The sequence below is a fragment of the Sphingomonas albertensis genome, from assembly GCF_014358075.1.
In the GTDB taxonomy this organism is placed as follows: domain Bacteria; phylum Pseudomonadota; class Alphaproteobacteria; order Sphingomonadales; family Sphingomonadaceae; genus Sphingomonas; species Sphingomonas albertensis.
Genome location: NZ_JACONT010000005.1, coordinates 118,688 through 140,868, shown reverse-complemented (window position 1 = coordinate 140,868; position 22,181 = coordinate 118,688). Strand labels below are relative to the sequence as shown.

Below are 22,181 nucleotides of genomic sequence, written 5' to 3'. Positions count from 1 at the left end.
GCCGCCCCTTGCCCTTTCGGGGCGGGGCCCCACGGATCGTTTCCCTGCGGTTACCCTACGCCGCTGCCTGCCAACGCGGCGAGCAACAGCAATGCGACGATGTTGGTGATCTTGATCATCGGATTCACCGCGGGGCCCGCGGTGTCCTTGTAGGGATCGCCGACCGTGTCGCCGGTGATCGCAGCCTTGTGCGCCTCGGATCCCTTGCCGCCGTGATGGCCGTCCTCGATGTATTTCTTCGCATTGTCCCAAGCGCCGCCGCCGCTCGTCATCGAGATCGCGACGAACAGCCCGGAGACGATCACGCCGAGCAGCATCGCGCCGAGTGCAGCGAAACCGGCGGCCTGGCCGGCGACCGCGGTGATGATGAAATACACGGCGAGCGGCGACAGCACCGGCAGCAGCGAGGGCACGATCATCTCGCGGATCGCGGCCTTGGTGACGAGGTCGACCGTGCGCGCATAGTTCGGGCGACTGGTGCCGAGCATGATGCCGGGATTGTTGCGGAACTGCTCGCGGACTTCCTCGACGACCGCGCCGGCCGCGCGACCGACCGCGGTCATGCCGAACGCGCCGAACAGATACGGGAGCAGCGCGCCGAGCAGCAGGCCGACGATGACGTACGGATTGGAGAGGCTGAAATCGACCGTGACGTCGGGGAAATAGGTCGCGAGATCGGTGGTGTACGCGCCGAACAGCACGAGCGCGGCCAACCCCGCCGAGCCGATCGCATAGCCCTTGGTGACCGCCTTGGTGGTGTTGCCGACCGCATCGAGCGCATCGGTGCGCTGGCGAACGTCGTCGGGCAGGCCGGCCATCTCGGCGATCCCGCCAGCATTGTCGGTCACCGGGCCATACGCATCGAGCGCGACGACCATCCCGGCCTGCGCGAGCATCGCGGTGGCGGCAAAGGCGATGCCGATGATCCCGGCGAGCTGGTACGCGACGATCACCGCGACGACGATCACGAGCGTCGGCAGCGCGGTCGATTCGAGACTGATCGCCAGGCCCTGGATGACGTTGGTGCCGTGGCCGGTCTCGGACGCCTTGGCGATCGACTGGACCGGGCGGTGGTTGGTGCCGGTGTAATATTCGGTGATCCACACGATCAGCCCGGTGACGACCAGCCCGATCATCATCGACCAGAACAGGTCCATGCCGGTAAAGCTCTGCGTCAGCGACGGTGCGGCCTGCGTGGTCAGGTCGTCGGTGGCGGGATCAAGGAAGCCGGCACCGCCGATCACGCGGTGGAGGTCGCCGAGCACATATTGCGTGGCGAGGTAGATCGCCGGGATCGACAGGACCGTCGAGGTGAAGAAGCCCTTATAGAGCGCGCCCATGATCGAGCCCTTGCCGAGCCGGACCATGTACGTGCCGATGATCGAGGTGACGATGCACACCCCGCCGACGAGCAACGGGAGGGTCATCAGCCGCATGAGCTCGGCGCCGCTCGCCTGGATCAGCAGCGCAATCGAGATCATCGTCACGCCCAATGTGACGACATAGGTTTCGAACAGATCGGCGGCCATGCCCGCGCAATCGCCGACATTGTCGCCGACATTGTCCGCGATCACGGCCGGGTTGCGGGGGTCGTCCTCGGGGATGCCGGCCTCGACCTTGCCGACCAGATCCGCGCCGACGTCCGCCGCCTTGGTGAAGATGCCGCCGCCCAATCGCGCGAAGATCGAGATCAGCGACGCGCCGAATGCGAGGGCTGTGAGCGCCTCGACGATGATCCGGTCGTTGGGTGCGTGCCCTGCGGGACCGGTGAGATACCAGAAGAACGCGCTAATCGCGAGCAGGCCGAGACCCGCCACGAGCATGCCGGTGACCGCGCCCGATCGGAACGCCATCGTCAGACCGGCTTGCAGCGACGTCCGCGCGGCCTCGGCGGTGCGCACATTGGCGCGGACCGAGATGTTCATCCCGACATAGCCCGCGACGCCCGACAGGACCGCACCGATGACGAAGCCGATCGTCGAGATCATGCCGAGCGTGAAGAGGAGGATCACCGCGACGATGACGCCGACGATCGCGATCGTGGTGTATTGCCGCCCTAGATAGGCCTTCGCGCCCTCCTGGATAGCGGCGGCGATGTCCTGCATCTTCTCGTTGCCGGGGGACGCGGCGAGCACCTGTCGACTGGTGACGAAGCCGTACAGGACGGCGATGACGCCGCAGATCATGGCCAAATAGACGATCGTCATACGGCGCTATCCCTCTTTTCAGGTCCTCTCCGGTCCCGACTTTGCCGAGTCCCGATGCGGGGAACCTATCAGTGCAGGGGCATTGCGCAAGTTATCCGCGCGGCGCGTGCTCATACCCTAGACTTGGCGGGAGCGGGACGGGCTTGCCCGAGTCGTGGAGCGTGAGCCCGGAGCCGGCTGAAAACGTCCCGACGAGAGTCGCGTCGGTGACGAAATCTTGCTGTGCAGCGAAGAGGAGCTGGTAGTCGTCGCCGACCGTCGCCGCGGCCAGCCGGTCGCTCGAGAAGGCGCGGTAGGCGTCGGAGAGGGGAATGCGGGCAAGGTCGATCGTGACCGCAACGCCGCTGGCGCGCGCCATGCGGGCGGCGTCGATAAGCAGGCCATCGGATACGTCCATCATCGCGTGGACGTGCGGCGCGAGGATGCGGCCGTCCGCCAGACGGGGTTGCGGGCGTCGGTAGGCCGCGAGCAACTCCGGCGGACCGTCCTTGCCTAGCGCGATCGCGAGTCCCGCGCCTGCGTCGCCGATCGTGCCGGTGACATAGAGCGCATCGCCTCCTCGCGCGCCGTTGCGGGCAGGGGCGGCAGCGTCGCTTCCGAATGCGGTGACGGTGAGGATCCGCGGTGCGTTCGGCGGGAGCGTGACGGTGTCGCCGCCGATGATCCTCGTGTCGAAACTGGTCAGGACGTCGGCAAGACCTTCGAGGAACGCCCGGTCCCATGCGTCATCGCCGAGCGGGTAGTTGAGGAGGATACCCTCGGGCTTCGCGCCCTTGGCGGCGAGATCGGAGAGGTTGGTCGCGACCAGTTTCCACGCGACGTCCTGCGCGGGGTCGGTTTGGAGGAAATGGACGCCCTCAACGAGGGTGTCGGTCGTGACGACGAGCGGGCCAGAGTCCAGCAGCGCGGTGTCGTCGTTGAGGCCCCGCGCGGCCGGATGAAGCGGGAGCTTGCGAAGGGCAGCAATGAACTCGGCTTCAGTCACTCTACTGCTCCCTCTCCCCTCCGGGGAGAGGGCTGGGGTGAGGGGCCGTTTCAGGCGCCGCACTGCTTGGCAGCCCCTCACCCCGACCCTCTCCCCGGCGGGGAGAGGGAGTTCGTCAGGCGCGCACTTCCTTGGCGATCCCGTCGAGCAACCCGTTCACGAAGCCCGATTCCCGCTTGTCGTAGAACGCATGCGCCACGTCGACATATTCGCTGATCACCGCGGCGACCGGCACGTCCTTGCGCGCCAGCAGTTCATACGTGCCGACACGGATGATCGCCTTCATCGGCTTGTCGAGGCGTGCCAGCGTCCAGCCCTTGGCCAGCTTGCCCTCGATCAGCACGTCGATCTCGCCGACGCGGGCGTTCGCACCGGTCACGAGGTCGTCGAAGAAATCGACATCGGCCTCGGCATATTCGACATCTTCGATCGTCGCGCCCAGGCGGTGCTGGTGGAATTCATTGAGCAGGACGGGCATCGCGGTGCCTTCCATCTCGTGCTGATAGGTCGCCTGAACGGCGGCGAGGCGAGCGGCGGCACGCGCCTTGGTGCGGGGGGCGGTTCGAGTCATAAGCGGTTGCCTGTAGGCGCGGGGCGGCTTTGTGTCAGCCCTTTGCGTTTCGGGCGGGTTGGCGAAGAAGAATGGGTTCGCGCAGAGGCGCAGAGAACGCGGAGGTGTATCGGTCGCCGCAAAGCTGCCTCCCATCACCAGCCACTGAGGAGATCGTAGCGGCTACGCCGCGCGCAACACCTCCGCGCTCTCTGCGTCTCTGCGTCTCTGCGTCTCTGCGCGAACACGCTAACTGTTGAGGCGAAGCCGTAGCGCTACCGACTTTGCGTGGGCGGGGAGCCCTTCGGCATTGGCGAGCGCAACCGTTGCCGGCCCGAGTTCGCGCAATGCCGCCTCGTCGAGCGCGAGGAAGCTGGTGCGTTTCATGAAGTCGAGCACCGACAGCCCGCTGGCAAAGCGCGCCCGGCGACCCGTGGGGAGGACGTGGTTGGGGCCGGCGACATAGTCGCCGATCGCTTCCGGCGTGTAGCGGCCCAGGAAGACCGAGCCGGCGTGGCGGATCCGGTCGAAGAAGCCCTGCGGGTCGGGGATCGCCAGCTGGAGATGCTCGGCCGCAAGGCGGTCGACCAGTGGGATCGCGTCCGCCAGCGTCCCAACGACGATGATCGCGCCGTTATTGTCCCATGCGACGCGCGCGACCGCTTCGGTGGCGAGGTCGCCCAACTGGCGATCGACCGCGGCGGCGACCTTGTCGGCGAAGGCGGCATCGTCGGTGAACAGGATCGATTGGGTCGACGGGTCATGTTCGGCTTGGCTGAGCAGGTCGGCGGCGGTCCATTCGGGGTCGTTGAGCGCATCTGCCACGACGACGATTTCGCTCGGGCCTGCGACCATGTCGATGCCGACGACGCCGTACACCTGGCGCTTGGCTTCGGCGACCCAGGCGTTGCCGGGGCCGGTGATGACGTCGACCGGCGTGATCCGGCCGGCGCCGTACGCGAGCGCCGCGACCGCCTGTGCGCCACCGACGCGCCACACTTCGTCGACACCGGCGAGATGCGCGGCGGCGAGGACGAGCGGGTTGATCTGGCCGTCGGGGGTCGGCGTGACCATCGTCAAGCGGCCGACGCCCGCGACCTTGGCGGGGATCGCGTTCATCAGCAGCGATGAGGGATACGCGGCGCGTCCGCCGGGGACGTAAATGCCGGCGGCGTCTACAGGGAGCCAGCGCGCGCCGAGCCTCACGCCTGCTGAGTCGACCGAGTCGCTGTCGAGCGGGCGCTGTTTCTCGTGGTAGGCGCGGATGCGGGTGGCGGCGAGTTCGAGCGCGGTGCGCAGGTCTGGATCGAGTGCGTCGAACGCGGCTTTGCAGTCTGCGGCGTCGATCTGCCAGCCGGTGGTTTCGAGATCGTGGCGGTCGTGCTTCTGCGTCAGGTCGCGGAGCGCGGTTTCGCCGTCGCGACGGACGGCAGCGATGATCGCGGCGACGTCCTGCGTGACGCCTGCGTCGGACTCGCGACGATCTTCGACCAGCGCGGTGAAACGGTCTGCGAAGTCCGCGTCCGAGGTAGAAAGGCGGATCATGATTTGCCCCCCTCCCGCATGCGGGAGGGGCTGGGGGTGGGCACGCGTTCACCGCGGACGTCACACTGGAGGATGGCGCGAGCCCAACCCCCGACCCCTTCCCGCATGCGGGAAGGGGGGCAGAATGTGGCGGTCATGCTGCGATCTCCTGCGTCTCGACAGCGCGACGGAACGCCTCGACCAGTGGGACCACCCGGCTGCGCGTCTTCATCGCGGCGCGGTTGACGACCAGGCGGCTGGTGACTTCCATGATCGTCTCGACCTCGACCAGGCCGTTCTCCAAAAGCGTGCGGCCCGACGACACGAGATCGACTATCCGCGGGGCCAAGCCCAAGGTCGGCGCCAGTTCCATCGCGCCGTTGAGCTTCACGCACTCGGCCTGCACGCCACGGCTGGCAAAATGCGCCGCCGTCACATGCGGGTATTTGGTCGCGACGCGGACATGGCTCCAGCCGCGCGGATCGTCCTGCGCCGCCATCTCGGCGGGCTCGGCGACCGACAGGCGGCAATGGCCGATGCCGAGATCGACCGGCGCATAGAGTTCCGAATAGCCGAACTCGGCGATCACGTCGGACCCGACGATGCCAAGTTGCGCGGCACCGTGCGCGACGAAGGTGGCGACGTCGAACGCGCGCACCCGGATCAGCGAGATCGCCGGGTCGTTGGTCGCAAACCGCAGTGCACGCGAGTTTTCGTCAGAGAACGACGCTTCGGGATGCACCCCGGCGCGCGCGAGCAACGGCAGGGCCTCGGCGAGGATGCGTCCCTTGGGAACGGCGATGATGATCTGGGAGGGGGGCTGAGAATCTGGCACGTGCCGGGCTTTACGGGGGGGGCATGGTGGGTGCAACAACCTGCGCATGGCAAATGTAAAGGCAAGTTGCTCGGCGTTCGAAATCCAGGCGGAGTATTGCGCGGCGATGGACGCGCCGATCACCGCGCGGGTTTGCACTGCGCTGGCAGACGCGCTCGATCGGGACAGCGAGACGGGACGGCGAGCGCTCGACTGGCCAGGCGAGTCGGTCGCGGATGCGCTGGCGCTGCGGCTGGTCGGCGGGCTGCATGCGCTGCATCGGTCGGACGTCGATCCCGCGCTCTCGACCGTGTTTTCCGGCGCGGAGACCGACCCGGCGCGCGTCACGGCCATCTTGAAAGCCACGCTCGTCGCGCAGGATGCGGCTCTGCTGCCTTGGCTCGACGGGCCGCCGCAGACCAACGAGGCGGCGCGGTCGGCGGGCATGATGACCGGCATATTGCACCTCGCCGCGCGGTACGGGCCGCGGTTCGAAGTGCTGGAGATCGGATCGAGCGCGGGGCTGAACCTGCTGATCGATCGCTATCGGTTCGATCTTGGTGGCGTGGCGGTAGGGCCGTCCGCCTCGCCAGTGACGATCCGCCCCGAATGGCGGGGGCCTCCGCCGCCGAGCGCTCCGGTCGAGATCGAGTCGACGCGCGGCGTCGATATCCAGCCGGTGGACGTCGCCGATCCGGTCGAGGCGGCGCGGCTCGAGGCGTATGTCTGGGTCGATGCGGTCGAGCGACAGACGCGGCTCGCCACGGCGATCGCGATGGTGCGCAAGGGCGGCGTCGACTTGGTCGAAGGTGATGCGGCGGACTGGGTCGAGGCGCAACTGGCCGAGCCGCAGCTCAAGGGGGTCACGCGCGTGCTGATGCATTCGGTGGTGTGGCAGTATCTGTCGGCGGCATCGCGCGAGCGGATCCGCGTCGCGATGGACGCGGCGGGGGCGCGGGCGACGGCGGAGCGGCGGCTAGGCTGGGTGATGATGGAGCCGAACCGCGACCTGCACCGGCATGAGGTCCGTGTCCGCGGCTGGCCGGGCGATCGGCCTATGGAACTGGTCGCGTTGACACACGCGCACGGCGCCTGGGTCGAAGGCCTCGCGCCGCCTTACGAGACGCGCGATTACGTCATGCGACGCGGGGCGTATGACGCGGAATAGGAAACGGCCCGGGATTGCTCCCGGGCCGAACCGACTTGCTCAGTAGAAGAAGCCGTTGTTGACCTGAACGACGCGGCCCGAGCGGGTGTCGACCAGGACGACGTCGCGGCCGTAGCGGACCCAGCGCTGATAGCCGTAGCCCGGACGGGGCAGGCGATACGTCTGATAGTCGTTGATCCAGTAGTTGCGGCCGTAATAGGCGGGCGCGAAGCGGTAGCCGACGGCCACCGGGCGATAGCGATAGCCGCGCGGGCCGACATAGGCGGGGCGGCGATAGACGTTGCCGTGGGTGCGCCGATAGTCGCGCCAGTCCTCGCGCGCTTCACGACGATCTTCGCGCAGTTCCTGACGGGCTTCGCGGATGTCGCCGCGGTCGCCGTAGCGGCGTGCGCGCTGGAGGTCGCGCTGGCTCTCGCGGATTTCGCGCTGGTCGCGGCGGACTTCGCCGTAGCTCTGGGCGGTCGCGAAGGTGGGGACGAGGGTGGCGGCGGCGACGGCCGCGAGGATCATCTTACGCATGACTGCTCTCCTGTGTTCGGCGCCGAATCAACGGCATGAACGGGGTTTTGCGCCCGCGCCGCTGAACGATCACAGAATGTGGTGGTCAGGATTCAGACAGGTGGCGCGTGTCGGAGCGTACGGGTCAGCCAGCAAGTTTTCCGATCCTCCCCCTGGCGGGGGAGGATCGAGAGGGTTCTTAGATTCCCCAGCGGCGCATTGCGGCGATCACCGCGTCGGGTTTTTGCCAAGGCACGAAATGGCCTGCATCGATCTTCTCGATCGCCAGGTCGGGGACATAGGCGGCGAGGTCGAGCTGGCTTGGCAGCAGCGCGCTGTCCTGCATGCCCCAGATCACCAGCACCGGCATCGCGGTCGGGGGGAACGGCGCGTCGAGAAACGCGGGGCGGGGCGGCGTTTCGTCCATGGCGGGCACGACGATCGCGCTCGCCCGGTACCAGTTGAGCATCGCGGTGATCGCGCCGGGCTGGCCCCATTCGTCGAGATAAGCGGCCTTGTCCTCGGCCATTGCGGCGAGATCGGCGTGTTTGGAAAAACTCGTGTCGAAAAAGGTCTCGAGGCCGATCGACTCGATGTGCTTTTCGAGATCGGGGTTGCGGAAGGCGCGGATATACTGGCTGGCGGCGCGCTGTTCGAGGTTGTCGAACATTGTCCGCTGGAAGACGAGCGGGTGCGGCGCGTTGATGATGACGAGCTTGGCGATGCGTTCGGGGTGGCGCAGCGCGGCCATCCACGCGACCGCGCCGCCCCAGTCGTGGCCGACCAACGTGAAGCGGTCGATGTTCAGGTGATCGGCGAGCGCGATCACGTCTGCGACGATCTTGTCGGGGGTGTAGCTGTCGACGCCCTCGGGTTTGGAGGAGCGCGCGAAGCCGCGTTGGTCGGGGGCGACGACGTAGTGATCGCGCGCGAGGTCTGGGGCGATGGCGCGCCAGGTGCGGTGCGATTCGGGGAAGCCGTGGAGCAGGATGACGGGCGGGTTCGCCGGGTCGCCGCTGATCGCCACGTCGAGTTCGACGCCCGTGGATAACGCGATGCGTTGCAGTGTCATGATTCCCCTCCCGCTCGCGGGAGGGGTCAGGGGAGGGCCTGCCCGTCGCGCGGCCCATGGATCATGCCCACCCCCGACCCCTCCCGCAAGCGGACTAAGCCAAGATAGCCGGCGCTGGTTCTCCCCTCCCGCATGCGGGAGGGGCCGGGGGTGGGCTCGCGGCTAGTTTCAAACGGAGCGGGCGGCGATAGCGCGTGCCCACCCCCTACCCCCTCCCGCACGCGGGAGGGGGGGAGTCAGGGATAGCTTACCGTCTTCGGGATGGCGGGGATTTCGATCCATTCCTTTTCGTCGCCGGGCACTTTCGGGAAGTTGCCCGCATTCCAGTCGCGTTTCGCCTGCTCGATCCGATCGCGATTCGAGCTGACGAAGTTCCACCAGACGTGGCGCGGGGTCGTGAACGCATCGCCGCCGCACAGCATCGCCCGGCCGCCGCTAGTTGAGCGCAAAGTCGCCGCAATACCGGGGCGCAGGACGTAGAGCACCTGCGGTTCTAGCGAGACGCCTTCCAGCGTCGCTTCGCCCATCGCGAGATAGATCGCGCGCTCCTCCGCCGCCGCATCGATCGGCACGCTCGCGCCTGGATCGAGCGCGATGTCGGCGTAGATCGTGCCCGAATAGGTCGTGGTCGGCGCGGTCTGGCCCCACAGGCTCCCCATGATGATCCGCGAACGCGCGCCGTGCGCCTCGATCGTCGGCAGTTGCGCCTTGGTGACATGCTCGAACGCGGGGTCGATCTCCTCGACCGCCTCGGGCATTGCCAGCCAGGTCTGGATCCCCGATAGGTTCGGCCCTTCGGCACGCTCGTCGCCGGGCGAGCGTTCGGAGTGGACGATGCCGTGGCCCGCGGTCATCAGGTTCACCGCGCCGGGTTCGATCCGTGCCTGCGTGCCGAGCGAATCGCGGTGGTCGATCGCGCCGTCGAACAGATACGTCACCGTCGACAAGTTGATATGCGGGTGCGGGCGCACGTCGATGCCCTGGCCCACCTCCAGATGCGCCGGGCCCATCTGGTCGAAGAACAGAAACGGGCCGACCATCGTCCGTTCCTTGTTCGGCAGCGTGCGGTGGACCTTGAAGCCGCCGAGATCGTGCGTCGACGGCAGGATAGTCTGGAGGACGAAATCATCGAGCATGGCGTTATCCCTTGGCAGGTTCCGTGGCGTCGAGGAGTTCGACCAGGTCTGCTGGATAGAGCGTTTCGTGGAAGCCCGCGATGTCGTTTCGGGAAAACCAGCGGTGACCGACGAGCAGTTGCTTCTCCTGTTCGGTGAGATTGCCCGCCTTCACGTCGCAGGTATCGACGTCGATCCGGAAATAGCGCTCGTCGGCGGTGACCTCGACGCCGTCGAAGGTCACGAAATCGATGGTGCGTTGCGCGACCTCGGGGCCGCAGTCGATGTCGAGGCCGACTTCCTCCCACAGCTCGCGGCGGGCGGCGGCGGCATAGCTCTCGCCCGGATCGACTGCGCCGCCCGGCGTGCACCAGAGCGGGGGGCGATCGGCGGGGGTGAAGCGGAACATCAGCACGCGGCCCTCGCGGTCGACGAGCAGAATGCGCGCGGCCGGGCGTGGTGTGCGCTCGCTCATCGATCCTCCCCCCGCCAGGGGGAGGTGGCAGGCATAGCCTGACGGAGGGGGAGGACACGAAACGATAGTTGGCCGCTTACCGCCCCCTCCGTCTCGCTGCGCGATCCACCTCCCCCTGGCGGGGGAGGATCGATAATGGCTCATTCGGCATCCAGCTCGGGATAGGCGCGGAAGATGCCGTCGGTGTTGAACGCCAAGCGCCGTTCGCTTTTCAGATACGCCTTGATCCCCGGCAGTTCGGCGACCTGATCGTGGAGGCGGACGAGGTTCGGATAGTCGGGTTCGAGCGTCTTCATCCGCTTGGGGAACATGTACCGCAGCCCCTCGACCAGCTGGAACAGCGAGGTGTCGGCATAGCTCCACTTGTGATCGATCAGCCAGTCACCCGGATTGGCCTGCGCCGCATCCTCGAAATGACCGAGATATTTCGGCAGGCGCTCCTCGCGGAACTGTTTCGCCGCCCGCGCGGCCTCGGGCTTCTGGTCGTCGTAATAGTCCATCATCGCGACCGGATGGTGGACGTTGTGGACCTCCGCGACGAGGTCGGCGATCGTCAGCTGGAGCTGGTTGAGCCACAGCCGGTCCGCCATGTTCGACGGCGCCAGGCCGTGGCGCTCGCCGAGATACATCAGGATGTTGGCGACCTGCGCGATGACGAGGCCGTCGAGCTCCAGATAGGGCGGCGCGAACGGCGTACGGCCGGTGCGGTCGTTGAGATCGGCCATCAGGCCGTCCTCGCCAACGCCGCGCGCGCAATCCTCGTAGGCGATCTCGGCGCCTTCCAGTGCGAGCCGGACGAACTCGCCGCGCCCCTGGATGGAGGGCCAGTACCAGAGCTTGTACGCCATCAGACTTCCCCGGGTGCGCGGGCCTTGATGGCGAGCGCGTGGATCTTCGTGCTCAACAGGTCTGCGAGCGCCTGGTTCACGAGGCGTTGGCGCGCGACGCGATTAAGGCCTTCGAATGCCGGCGTTTCTACCTCGACGCGGAAATGCGTTTCGCCGGTGCCGTCGTCGCCCATGTGGCCGGCATGGAGCCCGCTCTCGTTGACGACGAGCAGGTGCGTCGGGGCGAGGGTCGCGGTGAGGCGGGCGGTGATCTGGTCCTGAACGGAGCCGGTGGCGAGGTCTGTCATCGACCCTATATAGCCCGTTTTGAAAAGCGCGGGGAGCCGGTGGCGGACGAGGATCGAAAAGAGCGCAAGGAACGCCCCAGCCCACGGTTTCATGGCCGCGTGGAAGGGACGGGCCGCGTCTGCATGTGGCGCGACTGCGAGGAACCCGGTGAATTCCGCGCGCCACCGCTGGAAGGCCCGAGCGACGGCGGCCCGCCGCAATTCCGCTGGTTCTGCCTCGAGCATGTCCGCGCGTTCAACTCCGGCTATAATTTCTTCGACGGCATGACCGCGGACGAGATCCATCATGCGCAGCGGCCGATGGCGGGCTGGGAGCGCGAGACGCGCGCGTTCGCGCATGGCGGCGGCGACACGCCACCCAAATGGGCCGACTTCGCCGATCCGATCGATGCGATCGGTGCAAGGTTTGGCGAGCGGATGGCGGCGGCGCGGAAAGGCGGCCGCGTGCTGTCCGATGGCGAGCGCCGCTCGCTGCGTGTGCTCGGGCTCGGCACCGATACCGACCGCACGCAACTGCGCAAACGCTACAGCGAACTCGTCCGCCGCTATCACCCCGATCGCAACGGCGGTGACCGTGCGCATGAATCGGAACTGCAGAAGGTGATCGCGGCCTACCAGCATCTGAAAGGCGCCGCCGCGTTCGCGTAACTGCTCCGCCCGACACCCTTCCGTCATCCTGGGCTCGACCCAGGATCCAGAGCCAAGTAGGGATTCGATCGTGGCTCTGGATCCCAGCGTTCGCTGGGATGACGATCGTGGGCTTAGGGCGTTCGCTAGGATGGCGGTCGGACGCTATTATGCATGCTTACTCTGATCGATATTTCACGCCGCTCGATCCGGAACCCGCTGCTATCCCGGCGGTTCGTCTAACTCTTCCGGTCAATCGCCCGACCAATCGTACAGCGGCGGTTGAGTAACAGCCCGCGCTTGGCCTAGAGCTACCGGGAACACGAGGCCAACATGACCGATATCCCGAATACCCAGCCCGACAGCCGCGAGACCACGATCCTCGACGCACCCGACCGCATGGTGAAGGTGCGCGAGATGTTCGGGATCGATTCCGACATGGAAGTGCCGGCGTTTTCCGAAGCCGACGAGCGCGTGCCCGATCTCGATCCGGCGTACGTCTTCGATGCGGACACGACGCTCGCCGTGCTGGCGGGCTTTGCGCATAATCGCCGCGTGATGGTCCAGGGCTATCACGGCACCGGCAAGTCCACGCATATCGAGCAGGTCGCGGCGCGCCTGAAATGGCCGTGCATCCGCATCAACCTCGATGCGCATATCAGCCGTATCGACCTGATCGGCCGCGACGCGATTGTCCTGAAGGACGGCCAACAGATTACCGAGTTCCGCGAAGGCCTGCTCCCCTGGGCGCTCCAGACGCCGACCGCGCTCGTGTTCGACGAGTATGACGCCGGCCGCCCCGACGTGATGTTCGTGATCCAGCGCGTGTTGGAGACCGAGGGCAAGCTGACGCTGCTCGACCAGAACCGCGTGATCCGCCCGAACCCGTGGTTCCGCCTGTTCGCGACCGCCAACACGGTCGGCCTCGGCGATACGAGCGGGCTGTATCACGGCACGCAGCAGATCAACCAGGGCCAGATGGACCGCTGGAACATCGTCGTCACGCTCAACTACCTGCCCGCCAAGGTCGAGGCGCAGATCGTGCTCGCCAAGTCCGGCGAATACGACAAGCCCGAGGGCAAGAAGACCGTCGAGAACATGGTCCGCGTTGCCGACATGACGCGCAAGGGCTTCGTCAACGGCGACATCTCTACCGTCATGAGCCCGCGCACGGTGATCACCTGGGCCCAGAACGCGCTGATCTTCGGCGACGTCGGCTTTGCGTTCCGCCTGTCGTTCCTCAACAAGTGCGACGAGGCGGAACGGCCGCTGGTCGCCGAATATTACCAGCGCGTGTTCGGCAAGGATCTTCCCGAGAGCGTGGTGGGCAAGGCCTAAACCTTTGGCCAACGAAACCCCTCTCGATCGCTTCAAGGCGGTTCTTGCCGGCACCGCGCGTGCGATCGCGGAGGAGCCGGAGGTCGAACTCGCCTTCACCGCGGATGCGCCGACCCAGTCGGGCAAGCATATCAAGGTGCCGATGCCCGCGCGGGCGCTGCCGGCCGAGCAGGTGGCGGAAGCGCGCGGGTTTGCCGACGGGTTCGCACTACGATTGAAGCATCACGACATCGCGTTGCACAACCGGGCAGCGCCGATTGAGGCGGTCGCGCGCGCGGTGTTCGATTCGGTAGAGAACGCGCGCGTCGAGGCGCTCGGTGGGCGCGGCTATCTGGGTATTTCCGACAATCTGAACAGTGCGCTCGATGTGCGCCTCCGCGCTGACCCGATCACGCGTGCGCGCAACCGAGACGAAGTGCCGCTGTCGACCGCGCTTGGCCTGATGGTCCGCGAGCGGCTGACCGGGCAGGAATCCCCCGCGATCGCCGCGCCCGGCCTCGCGCTGGTGCGTGAGTGGATCGAGAGCAAGACCGATCTCGACGCGCTGGCCTATGCGCTCGACGACCAGAAGGCGTTCCAGGGTCTAGCGCGGAAAATGTTGCAGGAGCTGGAGCTGGTCGAAGGCGATCAGGTCCCCGAGGAAAGCGACGAGGGCGGCTCCGAGGACGAGGGCACCGACGAGCAGCAGCAGGACGAGGGCGACGAAGGCGACGACCAGGGCGAGGACGGCCAGGGCGAAGTCGAGGCGCGCGGCGAACAGGCCGAGCAGCAGAACGAGGAAAGCGACGGCCAGGAGCAGAGCGACGAGTCGATGGACGACATCGACGGCGAGCCCGGCGACGACGGCGAGGAGGGCATGCAGCCGGTCCGCCCGAACCGTCCGTTCGCGGACATGGGCGGCGCGTTCGACTACAAGCCGTGGACGACACAATTCGACGAAGTGATCGCCGCCACCGAGCTGTGCGACGCCGACGAACTGGCGCGGTTGCGTGGCTATCTCGACCAGCAACTCGTGCATCTGCAATCGACCGTGTCGAAGCTCGCCAACCGGCTTCAGCGACGGTTGATGGCGCAGCAGTCGCGGTCGTGGGATTTCGACCAGGAGGAGGGCATCCTCGACGCGGCGCGGCTGGCGCGCGTGATCGTCAACCCGACGCTGTCGCTCAGCTACAAGGCCGAGCGCGAAACCGACTTCCGTGACACCGTGGTGACGCTGCTGATCGACAATTCCGGCTCGATGCGCGGGCGGCCGATCTCGATCGCGGCGATCAGCGCGGACATTCTCGCGCGCACGCTGGAGCGGTGCGGGGTGAAGACCGAGATCCTCGGCTTCACCACGCGCGCCTGGAAGGGCGGGCAGAGCCGCGAGACGTGGCTGGCCGCCGGGCGTCCGCCGCAGCCGGGGCGGCTCAACGACATCCGCCACATCGTCTACAAGCGCGCCGACGAACCGTGGCGCCGCGCACGCAACTCGCTCGGGCTGATGATGCGCGAGGGGTTGCTCAAGGAGAATATCGACGGCGAGGCGCTGATGTGGGCGCATGCGCGCCTCGTCGCGCGGCCCGAGGAACGCCGCATCCTGATGGTGATCAGCGATGGCGCGCCGGTCGACGATTCGACGCTCAGCGTGAACTCGGGTTCCTATCTGGAACGCCATTTGCGGCAGGTGATCGGCTGGATCGAGAGCAAGTCGCCGGTCGAGCTGGTCGCGATCGGCATCGGCCACGACGTCACCCGCTATTACGCGCGTGCCGTGACGATCATGGACGTCGAGCAGCTCGGCGGGACGATCATCGAACAGCTGGCCTCGCTGTTCGATACCGAGTGACCAGCAGGCGGGCGACGTGATCGCTGCGCCCGCCGGCGGGTTCCACGGGCCCGTCAAACGCTCGATCACGATCGCCGGCCACCAGACCTCGATCAGCCTCGAACCCGTCTTCTGGCAGGCGCTCGAAGCCGCGGCGGTACGTCTCGCCCTGCCGCTGTCCGCGCTCGTCGCCGAGATCGACGCGATCCGCATCGTGGCGGACGATCCACCCAACCTCGCTAGCGCATTGAGAACATGGCTATTCGACAATCTCCATTGAGAACTACTCGCATTAGCGTTGACAGTGCGAACGACTCTCAATAGCGAGCCCCTCAGAGCAAAGGGGTTTGTCCATGTCGCTATCTTCGCCGCGCGCATCATTGCCGCGTTCGTCTTCCGTACCCGCGTTTCTTGCCCTGTCATGCGTCGGCGCGTTCGCCACCGCGCCGGCCTATGCCGCCGAAGCCGACAAGGCCGCAGCCCCGGTAACCGACGAGCAGCAACGCGATGAAATCCTGGTCAATGGTCAGCGCGAGCGCGATTCCGGACCCAAGCAGGTCGCGCCGCTGGTCAACACGCCGCGCTCGGTGATCGTCCTTCCCAAGGAAGTGATCGAACAGACCGGATCGAACAGCCTCGCCGACGCGCTGCGCACCGTGCCCGGCATCACCTTCGGCGCGGCCGAGGGCGGCAATCCGATCGGCGATCGTCCCTTCATCCGTGGTTTCGACAGCCAGGGCAGCATCTTCGTCGACGGCGTCCGCGATCTCGCCTCGCAGACGCGCGAGGTGTTCGCGGTGGATTCGGTCCAGATCGTCCGCGGCTCGGATTCGACGCTCGGCGGACGCGGCTCCGCCGGCGGCACGATCAACATCCTGTCGCGCCTGCCGCAGCTCGAGAATTTCGGCTCGGCGAGCGCCAGCTATGGCGAGGCGGACTACAAGCGCGTCACCGGCGACGTGAACCTCAAGGTCTCCGAGACCGCCGCGTTCCGGATCGAGGGGATGTGGCATGACCAGGACGTCGCCGGCCGCGATGCGATCTGGCAGAAGCGCTGGGGCATCGCACCGTCGTTCGCAGTCGGGCTCGGCACGCCGACCCGGTTGACCGCGAGCTTCTATCACATGGAGAGCGAGGAACTGCCCGACAGCGGCATCCCGTATCTCTACACGATCGCCAATCATCCCGGCACCGGCAACGTCACGACCCAGCCCGCGCTCGGCACCGTGACGACGGCGGGCGGCCAGACCGGCTACGTCTCGCGCAAGAACTTCTACGGTTTGGCCAACCGCGATTTCCGCGATGCGACCACCAACCAGGCGACGTTGCGCGTCGAGCATGATTTCGGCGGCATCACGCTGCGCAACACCGCGCGCTACACGCACAGCGACCAGAGCTACATCTTCACGCTGCCCGACGACAGCCAGGGCAATGTCTATGGCACCACCGCGACCAACACCGGCGCGAACGTGACGACCGGCGGCTATGTCTGGACGCGCGGCAACACGCGCTACGGTTATAGCGAGAGCATCGTCGACCAGACCGACCTGTACGGCAAGTTCAACACCGGCGGGATCGAGCACAGTTTCTCGCTCGGCACCGAAATCTCGTGGGAAAAGACCCGCCGCGGTACGTTCGTGTCGGCGAACGGATCGACGATCTCGCCGCGCTGCAACACCGCGACGATCGCGCGCTCCTATTGCACCAGCCTGTTCGATCCGAACCCGTATGCGCCGTGGGTCAACTACACGAGCGACACCTCGACCACGCAGACGCCGATCGTGAAGGGCGCGCCCTCGACCGAAACGCAGAACGACGCGAATACCAAGGCGGTCTACGCGTTCGATTCGATCACGCTGATGCCGTCGCTGATCCTGAACCTGGGCGCACGGTACGACCGGTTCGAATCCACCATCACGCTGCCGGGCGCGACGCAGACCAAGGTCAACCGCGTCGACAATCTGTTTAACTGGCAGGCCGGCCTCGTGTTCAAGCCGACGTCGGAGACCAGCCTGTATGCGAGCTATGCGACCGCCGCGACGCCGCCCAACAGCCTGCTCGGCGAAGGACGTGAGGACAATGCGATCACGGCGGCAACGCTCAACCTGCTGAAGCCGCAAAAGACCAAGTCGTACGAGGTCGGCGCCAAGGCGAGTCTGTTCGGCGAGAAGCTCCAGCTCGGCGCGGCAGCGTTCCAGACCGAAATTTCCAACGCGCGCGTGCTCGACGACAATAATACCGCATCGTTCATCGGCGAGACGCGGATCCGCGGTTTCGAGTTCAACGTCAGCGGCACCATTCTGCCCGGCTGGACGGTGTTCGGCGGGTTCACGCATCTCGATCCGAAGATCATCGACGGCGGCTTTACGACGCTGACCGCCGCCGCGCTCCCCGGCCTCCAGCCAGCGCGGACGATCGGCGTCGTGTCGGTCAACACCGGCAAGCAGGTCCCGCAGACTGCCAGGAACAGCTTCACCGCGACCACCAACGTCACCGTGACGAAGCGGCTCCAGATCGGTGGCACGGCGCTGTATATGGACGAGCAGATTGGTGGTTACGCGGACAATCGTACCGCGACGCAGAACGCCGCCGGGGTTGTCACGGTCAACGCTGCGACCAAGGTGCTGACGCGCAGCATCCCCGATTACTGGCGCTTCGATGCGCGTGCGAGCTACAAGCTGACCGACAATATCGATCTCAGCGTCAACGCGCAGAACGTCACGAACAAGACCTATTTCTCGCAGACCTATACCAGCCACTTTGCGTCGATCGCTGCCGGCCGTACGGTGTTCGGCACGGTGAACCTGCGTTTCTGAGGACGGCATGACGGCGATCGATACCCTCACGCCCGACGCCATCGCCGCGCGCCTCTCCGGAAGTCCCGAGGAGCGCGCGGCGTTCGTGCGCGAGGCCGCGGACGCGGGCGTTGCCGAGGCGCAGGCGGTGTACGGGCAAATGTTGCTAGACGGTACCGGCGTCGCGGCGGACCCGCAGGCGGCGCTCGGGTGGTTCATCAAGGCCGCGGCGCAGCATCATGTGATGGCGCTCAACATGGTCGGGCGCTGTTACGATCTCGGCTGGGGGACGGCGGTCGACAAGGCGCGCGCGGCCGAGTGCTACCGGATCGCGGCCGAGCGCGGGCTGGACTGGGCGATGTATAATTACGCAACGCTGCTCGCGCTGGGTGACGGCGTTGCCGAGGACAAGCCGTCCGCGCTGGCGTTGCTGGAGAAGGTCGCGGCGATGGACTCCGGGCTCGCCAGTGCGAAGGCGATCAACTTCGTCGGCAGTTTTGCGGAAGACGGCTGGGCCTGCGAGCGTGACTTGGCGCACGCCGCGGCATGCTATGCGAGCGCGGCGGAAGGCGGCGATTTTCGCGGCTGCTTCAATCACGCGCGGATGCTCGGCGCGGCGGGGGAGATCGAGATGGCGTTGGCGTGGCTGAAACAGGCAGGCGCACGGGGCAACGCGGCGTTCCTGGCCAAGGCCGAAGCATGGCTCGCCGCAAGCGATATCCCGGCGCTCCGGACTTCCGGCGTGGCAGCGTTGCGTGAGGGTTCACGATGCTGATCGCCATCCCCGACGTGCTTGATCCGGCCGAGGTCACGCGCGTCCGAGCGCTGATCGATGCGGCCGAGTGGATCGACGGCAACGCGACCTCCGGCCAGCAATCCGCGCTCGCCAAGCGCAACGAGCAATTGCCCGAGGATTCCGCTGCTTCGCGCGAGGCCGGCGGCATCATCCTCGATGCGCTCGGTCGCTCCGCGTTGTTCGTCGCCGCCGCGCTGCCGCTGAAGGTCTTCCCGCCGCTGTTCAACCGCTATGCCGGCGGCCAGGATTTCGGGCTGCACGTTGACACTGCGATCCGGATCAAGCGCGGTTCCGACTTCCGCATCCGCAGCGACCTGTCCGCCACGCTCTTCCTCGCCGATCCCGAGACCTACGACGGCGGCGAACTCGTGATCGAGGATCAGTTCGGCCCGCAATCGGTCAAGCTCCCCGCCGGCCACATGGTGGTCTATCCCGCCTCCAGCCTGCACCGCGTCGCACCGGTGACGCGCGGCGTGCGCGTCGCGTCGTTCTTCTGGTTGCAGTCGATGGTCCGCGACGACGGGGCGCGACGGATCCTGTTCGATCTCGACCAGGGCGTGCAGGCGGTCGCGGCCGCGCAAGGGCAGGGCGATCCGGCGACCGTGCGGCTGACCGGCGTGTACCACAATCTGCTGCGCCGCTGGGCCGACGCCTGACGTTCGCTTCGTTCCGCCCGTACCCCACCACGCCGAAGGCCATTTCGCTTCCGTTTCGGCCCCCGGATGCCTATATGCTGGGCATGGCATCCAACCCTGAATCCAATAATCCCAACCTCCCGAACATGGGCGATTACGGCGCCGACTCGATCAAGGTCCTCAAGGGCCTCGACGCGGTGCGCAAGCGCCCCGGCATGTACATCGGCGATACCGACGACGGCTCTGGCCTCCACCACATGGTGTTCGAGGTCAGCGACAACGCGATCGACGAGGCGCTCGCCGGGCATTGCGACCGGATCGACATCGTCCTCAACGCCGATGGCTCGGTCAGCGTCACTGACAACGGCCGCGGCATTCCGACCGGCATCCACACCGAGGAAGGCGTGTCGGCAGCCGAGGTCATCATGACCCAGCTCCACGCCGGCGGTAAGTTCGAGAACACCAGCGACGAGAACGCGTACAAGGTCTCGGGCGGCCTGCACGGCGTCGGCGTCTCGGTCGTCAACGCGCTCAGCGAATGGCTCGACCTGACGATTTGGCGCAACGGCGAAGAGCATTACATGCGCTTCGCATTCGGCGATGCGGTCGCGCCATTGAAGGTCGTCGGCCCCGCCACCGATGGCCAGAAGGGGACGCGCGTCACGTTTTTCCCGTCGCCCGCCACCTTCAAGATCACCGATTTCGACTTCGACAAGCTCGAACATCGTTACCGCGAACTGGCGTTCCTCAACTCGGGTGTCCGCCTGTTCCTCACCGATGCCCGGCACGAGGAACTGAAGACCGTCGAGCTCTATTACGAAGGCGGGATCGCCGCGTTCGTGAAGTATCTCGATCGCGCCAAGGTGCCGTTGATGCCCGAGCCGGTCGCGATCAGCGGCACGCGCGACGACGTGACGATGGACGTCGCGCTGCAGTGGAACGACTCGTATTACGAGAACGTCCTCGCCTTCACGAACAACATCCCGCAGCGCGACGGCGGCACGCACATGGCCGCGTTCCGCGCCGCGCTGACCCGCACGCTCAACAACTATGCCGAGAAATCCGGCATGTTGAAGAAGGAAAAGGTCCAGCTCACTGGCGAGGACATGCGCGAGGGTCTCACCGCGATCGTCTCGGTCAAGCTGCCCGATCCGAAGTTCAGCAGCCAGACCAAGGACAAGCTCGTCTCGTCCGAAGTCCGCCAGCCCTTGGAAAGCCTGATGGCCGACAAGATGGCGGAATGGCTCGAAGAGAACCCCGCGCACGGGAAAGCGATCGTCGCCAAGATCATCGACGCCGCCGCCGCCCGCGAAGCCGCCAAGCGCGCCCGCGAACTGACGCGCCGGAAGGGCGTGATGGACATCGCCTCGCTGCCCGGCAAGCTCGCCGACTGCCAGGAGCGCGATCCCGCCAAGTCCGAACTGTTCCTGGTCGAGGGCGACTCGGCTGGCGGTTCGGCCAAGCAGGGCCGTGATCGCCATTTCCAGGCGATCCTTCCGCTCCGAGGCAAGATCCTCAACACCGAGCGCGCCCGTGAAGACCGGATGCTGTCGAGCCGCGAGATCGGCACGCTCATCACCGCGATGGGCACCGGCATCCGCGACGACTTCAACGCGGACAAGCTGCGCTACCACAAGATCGTCATCATGACCGACGCAGACGTCGACGGCGCGCACATCCGCACGCTGCTGCTGACGCTGTTCTACCGCCACATGCCCAAGATCATCGAGGGTGGTTATCTCTACATCGCCCAGCCGCCGCTCTACAAAGCGACCAAGGGCCGGTCCGAGGTCTACCTCAAGGACGACGCGGCGCTGGACGAGTATCTGGTCGATGCGGGCGTCAATACGATGGTGCTCGACGGCCCCGGTGGCGGTCGTTCGGGCCGCGACCTGAAGGATCTGGTCGATCACGCGCGCCGGATGCGGACGCTGATGCGCTACGTTCCGAAGCGCTACGACGCCGGGATGATCGAGGCACTCGCGCTCGGCGGCGTGTTCGATCCCGAGGCGTCGGTCGAGGATCGCACCTCGCGGCTGCAGGTCGTTACGCGTCGTCTCGAACTCGACGACGGCGATGCCCGCTGGACCGCGGTGTTAACCGAAGACGGCGGCATCCACTTCCAGCGCGCGTGGCGCGGCGTGACCGACCACCACATCATCGAGGCCAGCTTCCTGGTGTCGGCCGAAGCGCGCAAATTGCACGCTCTGTCCGGCGAGCACGCCGAGAGCTACGCCCACACCTCGAACCTCGTCCCCGCAAGCAAGGCCGCGCAGGTCGAAGAGCCCGAGGCTGAAGAGGGCGCGGAAACCGGTGCCGGCGTGATCGGCTCCGCGACCGTCGTCGCGACACGCGGCTCGACGCAGGTCTCGCGCCCGAGCCACCTGCTCGACGCGATCCTGACCGCTGGCCGGAAAGGCCTCGCGATCCAGCGCTACAAGGGTCTCGGCGAGATGAACGCTGAACAGCTCTGGGAAACCACGCTCGACCCGTCGGTCCGCTCGATGCTCCGCGTCACCGCGGTCAACGCCGAGAGCGCGAACGAGATCTTCACCCAGCTGATGGGCGAAGTCGTCGAACCCCGCCGCGAGTTCATCCAGGACAACGCGCTCAACGTCGCCAACCTCGACGTCTGAGTTT

20 protein-coding genes are annotated in these 22,181 nt (G+C 66.6%); 9 read left to right on the top strand and 11 right to left on the bottom strand.

Translation table 11 applies throughout. The features are described 5' to 3' along the window. Positions 1-50: 50 nt before the first annotated feature. The 5 genes from H8S47_RS04230 to hisG all read right to left on the bottom strand — a co-directional run bounded on the left by H8S47_RS04230 (position 51) and on the right by hisG (position 6,101). The gene (locus tag H8S47_RS04230) at positions 51-2,207 is read right to left on the bottom strand and encodes a sodium-translocating pyrophosphatase (RefSeq protein WP_187502670.1); all 2,157 of its coding nucleotides are present in this window, start codon (positions 2,205-2,207) and stop codon (positions 51-53) included. A gap of 91 nt (positions 2,208-2,298) precedes the next feature. After that, complete coding sequence (thiL, locus tag H8S47_RS04225) at positions 2,299-3,192, bottom strand: thiamine-phosphate kinase (RefSeq protein WP_187502669.1); 894 nt, start codon at positions 3,190-3,192, stop codon at positions 2,299-2,301. Positions 3,193-3,307: 115 nt separating this feature from the next. After that, positions 3,308-3,763, bottom strand: coding sequence for a transcription antitermination factor NusB (nusB, locus tag H8S47_RS04220; protein WP_187502668.1), 456 nt, complete (start codon positions 3,761-3,763; stop codon positions 3,308-3,310). A 228-nt stretch (positions 3,764-3,991) separates the two neighbouring features. After that, positions 3,992-5,287: a histidinol dehydrogenase gene (gene hisD / locus H8S47_RS04215; protein ID WP_187502667.1), complete on the bottom strand. Its 1,296-nt coding sequence runs from the start codon at positions 5,285-5,287 to the stop codon at positions 3,992-3,994. Between the two features lie 133 nt (positions 5,288-5,420). Further along, on the bottom strand, positions 5,421-6,101 hold the full coding sequence (gene hisG, locus H8S47_RS04210) for an ATP phosphoribosyltransferase (RefSeq protein ID WP_328805419.1): 681 nt from the start codon (positions 6,099-6,101) through the stop codon (positions 5,421-5,423). A 46-nt stretch (positions 6,102-6,147) separates the two neighbouring features. Between hisG and H8S47_RS04205 the strand changes: the two genes are divergently transcribed. Next, on the top strand, positions 6,148-7,248 hold the full coding sequence (locus H8S47_RS04205) for a DUF2332 domain-containing protein (protein ID WP_187502665.1): 1,101 nt from the start codon (positions 6,148-6,150) through the stop codon (positions 7,246-7,248). Positions 7,249-7,287: 39 nt separating this feature from the next. On the opposite strand, the gene H8S47_RS04200 is transcribed toward H8S47_RS04205, so the two are convergent. From H8S47_RS04200 to H8S47_RS04175, 6 genes are all read right to left on the bottom strand, one after another. Further along, a complete protein-coding gene (locus H8S47_RS04200) occupies positions 7,288-7,767 on the bottom strand; it encodes an RcnB family protein (RefSeq protein WP_187502664.1) in 480 nt (159 codons plus the stop codon). A 178-nt stretch (positions 7,768-7,945) separates the two neighbouring features. Beyond that, positions 7,946-8,818 (bottom strand): alpha/beta fold hydrolase, encoded by an 873-nt coding sequence (locus H8S47_RS04195; protein ID WP_187502663.1) that lies wholly within the window; start codon positions 8,816-8,818, stop codon positions 7,946-7,948. Positions 8,819-9,054: 236 nt separating this feature from the next. After that, the gene (locus H8S47_RS04190; protein WP_187502662.1) at positions 9,055-9,954 is read right to left on the bottom strand and encodes a pirin family protein; all 900 of its coding nucleotides are present in this window, start codon (positions 9,952-9,954) and stop codon (positions 9,055-9,057) included. A 4-nt stretch (positions 9,955-9,958) separates the two neighbouring features. Beyond that, positions 9,959-10,408, bottom strand: a complete 450-nt coding sequence (locus H8S47_RS04185; RefSeq protein ID WP_187502661.1) for an NUDIX hydrolase — start codon at positions 10,406-10,408, stop codon at positions 9,959-9,961. 140 nt (positions 10,409-10,548) lie between these two features. Continuing rightward, complete coding sequence (locus tag H8S47_RS04180) at positions 10,549-11,256, bottom strand: glutathione S-transferase (protein WP_187502660.1); 708 nt, start codon at positions 11,254-11,256, stop codon at positions 10,549-10,551. Then, positions 11,256-11,543, bottom strand: coding sequence for a BolA family protein (locus H8S47_RS04175; protein WP_187502659.1), 288 nt, complete (start codon positions 11,541-11,543; stop codon positions 11,256-11,258). Before H8S47_RS04175 ends, H8S47_RS04180 begins: the two co-directional genes overlap by 1 nt. A gap of 123 nt (positions 11,544-11,666) precedes the next feature. Here H8S47_RS04175 and H8S47_RS04170 point away from each other — a divergent pair, with 123 nt between their 5' ends. The 8 genes from H8S47_RS04170 (at position 11,667) to gyrB (ending at position 22,177) form a co-directional block, all read left to right on the top strand. Next, complete coding sequence (locus H8S47_RS04170) at positions 11,667-12,191, top strand: J domain-containing protein (RefSeq protein WP_187502658.1); 525 nt, start codon at positions 11,667-11,669, stop codon at positions 12,189-12,191. Between the two features lie 312 nt (positions 12,192-12,503). Continuing rightward, the gene (gene cobS, locus H8S47_RS04165) at positions 12,504-13,508 is read left to right on the top strand and encodes a cobaltochelatase subunit CobS (protein WP_056052421.1); all 1,005 of its coding nucleotides are present in this window, start codon (positions 12,504-12,506) and stop codon (positions 13,506-13,508) included. A gap of 4 nt (positions 13,509-13,512) precedes the next feature. Next, complete coding sequence (gene cobT / locus H8S47_RS04160) at positions 13,513-15,336, top strand: cobaltochelatase subunit CobT (RefSeq protein WP_187502657.1); 1,824 nt, start codon at positions 13,513-13,515, stop codon at positions 15,334-15,336. A 16-nt stretch (positions 15,337-15,352) separates the two neighbouring features. Further along, on the top strand, positions 15,353-15,595 hold the full coding sequence (locus H8S47_RS04155; protein ID WP_187502656.1) for a ribbon-helix-helix domain-containing protein: 243 nt from the start codon (positions 15,353-15,355) through the stop codon (positions 15,593-15,595). Between the two features lie 73 nt (positions 15,596-15,668). Further along, on the top strand, positions 15,669-18,131 hold the full coding sequence (locus tag H8S47_RS04150) for a TonB-dependent receptor (RefSeq protein WP_187502655.1): 2,463 nt from the start codon (positions 15,669-15,671) through the stop codon (positions 18,129-18,131). Positions 18,132-18,138: 7 nt separating this feature from the next. Then, positions 18,139-18,885, top strand: coding sequence for a tetratricopeptide repeat protein (locus tag H8S47_RS04145; protein ID WP_187502654.1), 747 nt, complete (start codon positions 18,139-18,141; stop codon positions 18,883-18,885). After that, positions 18,879-19,562, top strand: coding sequence for a Fe2+-dependent dioxygenase (locus H8S47_RS04140; RefSeq protein ID WP_187502653.1), 684 nt, complete (start codon positions 18,879-18,881; stop codon positions 19,560-19,562). Before H8S47_RS04145 ends, H8S47_RS04140 begins: the two co-directional genes overlap by 7 nt. Before the next feature lie 83 nt (positions 19,563-19,645). Beyond that, on the top strand, positions 19,646-22,177 hold the full coding sequence (gene gyrB / locus H8S47_RS04135) for a DNA topoisomerase (ATP-hydrolyzing) subunit B (RefSeq protein ID WP_398457600.1): 2,532 nt from the start codon (positions 19,646-19,648) through the stop codon (positions 22,175-22,177). Positions 22,178-22,181 lie beyond the last annotated feature (4 nt).